General features: G+C 57.8%; 3 protein-coding genes. All 3 read right to left on the bottom strand.

The annotated features are described in order from the left end of the window. Window positions 1–1517: 1517 nt before the first annotated feature. Complete coding sequence (gene tnpA, locus ACR9Y2_RS40190; protein WP_435047570.1) at window positions 1518–1709, bottom strand: IS66 family insertion sequence element accessory protein TnpA; 192 nt, start codon at window positions 1707–1709, stop codon at window positions 1518–1520. 996 nt (window positions 1710–2705) lie between these two features. Then, window positions 2706–3350: a hypothetical protein gene (locus tag ACR9Y2_RS40185; RefSeq protein WP_435047569.1), complete on the bottom strand. Its 645-nt coding sequence runs from the start codon at window positions 3348–3350 to the stop codon at window positions 2706–2708. A gap of 444 nt (window positions 3351–3794) precedes the next feature. Beyond that, window positions 3795–5450, bottom strand: a 1656-nt coding sequence (locus ACR9Y2_RS40180; RefSeq protein ID WP_435047568.1) for an RHS repeat-associated core domain-containing protein, incomplete at its 5' end; no start/stop codon positions are given.

The raw sequence follows: 5450 nt of genomic DNA, 5'->3' as shown, positions 1-5450 counted from the left end.
AGATCCGCTCCGCAATCTCCTCCACACGCCAAGGTACGGTCACCTCGAGAGCCCGCAATTCCTCCGGCGGCGTGCCGCTGACTCGCCACTCAGCAGAGCTCGAAACAATCCATTCGTGATACCGTCCTGGGCGAAGGTTACCCTGTGGTCCAGCCAGCAGCGCCGGGCATGTGCTCAGCTCGATCCACAATGCCGGGCGAGGTGCTGATCCTGGGCAGAGCAGTCACGAAAATCGCGCATGGCGTGCCGACCAAAGCTAGCCACGTCCGAATCCAGCAATCACCACACAGATCCACAAAACGCCCCCCAGGATAATCAACCCACCCATCACGCGGATCTCGAATCCACAGGCGCGCCGCGACCCGTCGCTTGCAATCAGACCACGGGTTGCAGTCCATCGAGAGCGGATATATTTTTCAGGATCTGCAAGTGCGTAAATGCCGTTGGCCAACATGTAGATGGCTGGAAAAAAACTACAAAATAAGAGATCAAATCCTCAGGCACAATATAATCCCTATGGGGCAATCGGATTCGGACGACACACAGAATAGCTAACCGTTGCGGCAACCCCTGGAATAGTGAGAAGAGGGCCCGCAGCGGATCTGAATTGGGATGCGGTGCTCATCTGGGCCCATATTATAATCCCTGCGGGGACATTGAACGTCTCCCTGAACTCGCACAATACCGCTTCTGAGCATAATCCAACCCGGTCCCAACATCTCGTTTATAAGTCGCGATCGTCTCGCCCTGACCCACCGTCACCGACCCCGAAACCTCCGCGTACGGATACACCGACCCATGGACCCTTCTTCGGACAATCTCGGCACGCCTAACAGTCCTTGTCGCCCCGTCACCGTGCACCCTCTCTCCCTGCTCTTTCCCTTGGTGTGCATCCGGGCACTCGCGCCCTGAGAACAGGACGCGCCTCGTCCGGAAGCTTGGATGACCTCCAAATCTCTTCCTGCTTTCGTTCGATTGTTGGCGACAGGATTCGAGTACATCCAAACGGCTCCCATACGTCGCCGGTCCATGGGTTCACAGCGAGATACTGCACTGCGACCTTCTCAATCGACGGGACGAATACTTGTGCTTGGAGAGTGATGAAGTCGGGGGCCCAGTAGTAAAGCCAAGGCTCCACGGCGATTTTCGTACCTCCGCCGTCGTAGCCAAGACGGGCAAGCGCATCTCGAACGAGATCCGCGGCGGCCGCCTTGCTGACAACAGGATCAAGTGCGAACCCTGCGGGGCTGGCCGCGAGTAGCATGAGTATGAGTGAAATTGCCCTGGTCATTGCTATTGTGAATTGAGGCAGTCCTGAATGGTCTGCTCCGTCCTGCCGAAGTAGCTGGCTGAACCGGCGTTTATCCCGTGTGCTACTAGTTCACTGGCAAACTGTTTGGGGTCCGTTACGCCGATCAAATACTTCCTGTCAGTTGCAGCGAATAATTTGAACGAGTCCGCGGCACTATTGTAACTCGCCACAAGAGCGTAGTAACCCTTGAACCGCCCTCTTGTGATCATCTCGCTTGCTTGCATCCATGGGTAGGGTGTTGCGGACCCGCCAGGATCAAGCGCTTCTTCCAGGCGAAGAAGTGCGTTGGAGAAAGGCCACGTGCTCGGCAAAACGCGTCGGCACTTTGACCGCTCCGCTCTTGCTCAGCGACCAACTCCCGCCACTTCGTCCAAGCCTCAGGTCCGCGCGTACGCATGACTTCACAGCGGGGCAGGCGACGGACGCCTTCGAGATGGGGTTTGCGACGCGCTCACGAAGTTCCGCTATGATCGGGCCCCATCGAAACGGCCGCCCGCCAATTGCCAATCAGCCGCGAGGGCTGCCCAGCTTCACAAAGTCACCACGCTCAGCCCGCAAGGCATCGACGAGAGCATGGCCCCACCCGCCCTCATCCATTCCTATTTCAGGAATGCTGCCATGGAAATCACTCGGTTGAGATCGACACGTTCCCGCATGCGACTTTCCATACCCCTACGGCAACTTGTGCGTGAGCGAACGCACAATATCCTCCACAGCTTGCCTGTATGCCTTCACGTTCCGGGGTTCATCCGGATACTTCGCCGACACGCGGAGGAGCACCGGGCCTGCTTCGATCCCGTAAACTTCATTCCATACCGTGATCGGGCTCATCAGAAGCCTCACAACCTGGCACTCGCGCCCTGGGCCGACAGAAACTGCTGTCGCCGGTCGTAGTTCAGGTTCCCCCGCTTGGGCCCGCTGAATCACCTCGCCCACTGTGCGCGAGTGGCCCGGCAGCAGTGCCGCCGGGGCGATGGTGACGATCACCCGCCCCCGGAGAGGAAAACCACCTCCGGTTCCAGTGCACGTCTGCAAGCTCCCATTGCATGCCGTGATCCCGTCTATTTCCGCATTCTTTGTCCACCTCCACGCCTTGGGAAGACAGGCGGAGTACTGGAGCATCTCGACACGCTGTTCGCACCGGGAGTCGGTAACCTGCCCCATGCCTGACAGGGCAAATACTCCCGTCGCGAGCAGCACAATGGTGAAGTACCTGTTCATCTCTCTTGTATTAGAAACCATCTTTGCCCTGCTCGCCCCTCCGTTCTTGCTCGGCTATCAGTTCTCGCCATTTCGTCCAAATCTCAGGTCCGCGCGTGCGCATGACTTCACAGTGGGGCAGGCGAAGGCCGCATTCAGGATGGTGTTACGTTGCGCTCACCGCATATGCCGGTCAATCGATCCGGAATCGGCAGGCCTTCGCGTCAGGATCGCTTTCTATGTGGACCGTGATCGGGTCCGCTTTGAGAATCGACATGTATAGCAGCCCCTGCGAGATCCATTCCTTGCGTAGTCGGTCGCCCGGACCGCGAGCTCCCGGCCAGTGATCAACGTACAATTCCAAGCTGTAGTCGCCCGAGAGCCGCGCCTTGGTCCGGCCGTCACGCGATCCCAACAGTATGTCAATACTCTGCATACTCGGAAGTGTTGAACCTGCCGGCAGGCGATCAAAGAGTTTCGGATCTGGGGCGTCGATATTAAGCTTTGATGTGTCGAGCATCGGCGGTCCATCTTGACGCCATCTGTATGCAACTTCGCGTTGATTCGCGGTATTGCCAGTACGGAGCAGCACATACTCCGATACTCGCCGAACCCGGGGGACCAGGATGGTTGTGTCGCCTCGGTTCGCATACGTCAGCCAAATTCTGAGGTGAAGCACGACGGCACCTCCAGATCGGGTGCAGTAGTCAGCCTCGACAGATTGCGGCTGCAGCCGAAGCGGATCGTGGTCCTTTTCGCTTGCGGAAACCACCGGCAAAGCAGACAGCAACACAGTCGAAACGACCGCCAGCCTCACAGTATGCGCGAGATTCAACATTATGGCACCTTGAGATTAAAGCATTGTCGCTGAGAGCCGGCGATGGGCTTGAAGTGAAGACCCCCCCCGGCTAACCCGATACGAATCCGCCGTATTAAATCTCCCCCACGAATTCGCGGAATATCGATTCTGCGCACAATACGACCCTACGCTCACTTGCTGGGACGGACAACCCCCCGTGCCCTTTCCAGCGTCAGCGGACGGACCTCAACGCAATCATCCCAACTCCAATGGCCAATCGAACCGCAATCACGACGAGTATCCCTAGTGCTACTCCTTTCTTGTCTTTGGCTGTCAACACACATAACGCGGAGAGGGCCCCAAAAATGACAAGCTTGACCGCCCAAAGATGCACCGAAGGCTCCGCCAGCAGTGCAAGGATGCAAATTGTTGACAAAACACCGAGAACTCCTCGAACGGTATCACCTCGGCTAAGTGGATGATCTAGGGACAAGCAATGAGCCCCACGCCATAAACGGAAACATCATATAGTGCTTTCGCCTTTGAAAACGTATTCAATATACCTCCCGCCGTTCGCCCGACTATGCTGCTGGCAACCGACGGCTGGTTCCATGTTCTGACGAAGTACGATCCGGCACTATTGACACCAAGTTCAGCGGTCGCCGAACCCCTAATCGGAATTGCCCCAACTCCTCTAGCAGCTGATGCGAAGACATTCCTGGAGCTGGGATTACTAAAGACCTCCGAGATCGCTGCACCAATACGATTTCGGCCTGTAACTATATCGGAAATGCTTGCCGCATCGTTGCCGAACGCTGTCCCCAAAAACGGGTTGTCCAGTTTAGCACCAGTCAGTTCACGCATTCCCGCCACAATGGAGTGTTTTTCTCCAAAGTCCGCCGCGCAGTTCATCTTCTCCTTCCAGTCCTCTTTTTGCGTAGTGATTGTGCCGCCACCTCCTCCACTTTCACCGGGGCCCGCAGACTCGCTGCCGCCTTGTGGCCGCCAATCCCACCAAATAGGGTCAGAGCCCTCGGGTGCGGATTCATTGGGCGGATCTGGATCTGCGAAGGCGTATACGTTCGATACCAACGTGTCTCCTCCTCCTCCTCCTCCTCCTCCGATATCAGTACTGGCGGAACCATTACACGTAACGTCAAACCAGAGGCTATACCATACGACTGTGCACCCTTGTCCCGTCGGTGCCGCCGCTTGACGGCCGGTAGGATCAAGAAGACTGACTGGGTCATTTACCACATAAGCATACCGATTCCAGCTCTGCGGATCCGCCGGGCCCGCGCTAGCCTGATAAGGATCCGCCGTAGTAAACCGTCCCCACGAACTCGCGTAATACCGGTTCTGAGCATAATCCAACCCGGTATAAACATCCCGCTTATACGTAGTGAACGTCTCGTCCTGATCCACCGACACCGACCCCGAGACCTCCCCGTACGGATACACCCGCCCATGCGTCCCATCCGGGCTCCCCAGCCGGTCCGGCCTCACACCCGTCCACCCATTCAGCACCAGCCGCCCGCCGAAGTACACCCGCAGCTTCGCTTCGCACAGGAACGACACCCCGCCCACCGAGCACCCGGTGAACGTCCCCAGCGCCTCGCCGCCCTGCCCATACACCGTGTACACCCACGAACTACCCTGCGACTTCTTCACCCGCAGATTCCCTGGACCATACTTGTACGTCTCTGTGACGCTCGGAGTCACAATCTGCGTCATCCGGTTCTCGATGTCATACGAGGCCGTCACCGACCCCGACGGCGTCGACCACCCCGTCATATTCCCATTCGAGTCGTAGCCGAACCCCGCCCCATTCAGCCGGTTCGTCGCCGTATCCACCGTCTGCACCGTCGAAGGAGCCGTCCCCTTCGTCACATTCTGCTGCAGCCTGTTTCCGAATCCGTCATACACGAAAGACAGGCCCCACTGCGTCCCCGTCGTGTACGCCGTCGCCAACCGGCCCAGCGAGTCGTACGTGTAGTTCTCTTCTTCCCCCGTCACCCAGTTGTGCTTCTGCGCCAGCCGCCCATCGTTGGCTGTCGACGAGTACCAGTAATTGATGTCCGTGCCCAGGCCCGTCTGCTCCGTCAACTGATTCCGCCCATTGTACTGGAACGTCTCCAA

The organism is Paludibaculum fermentans (assembly GCF_051172195.1).
Lineage (GTDB): Bacteria > Acidobacteriota > Terriglobia > Bryobacterales > Bryobacteraceae > Paludibaculum > Paludibaculum fermentans_A.
Note: the sequence above shows the minus strand (reverse complement) of the source record. Positions and strands in the feature narration are given on the sequence as shown.

Bases quoted from the DNA above. Each gene is read 5' to 3' on its own strand.
- tnpA (WP_435047570.1), bottom strand. From the start codon at position 1,709: ATGCGTACGCGCGGACCTGAGGCTTGGACGAAGTGGCGGGAGTTGGTC.
- ACR9Y2_RS40185 (WP_435047569.1), bottom strand. From the start codon at position 3,350: ATGTTGAATCTCGCGCATACTGTGAGGCTGGCGGTCGTTTCGACTGTG.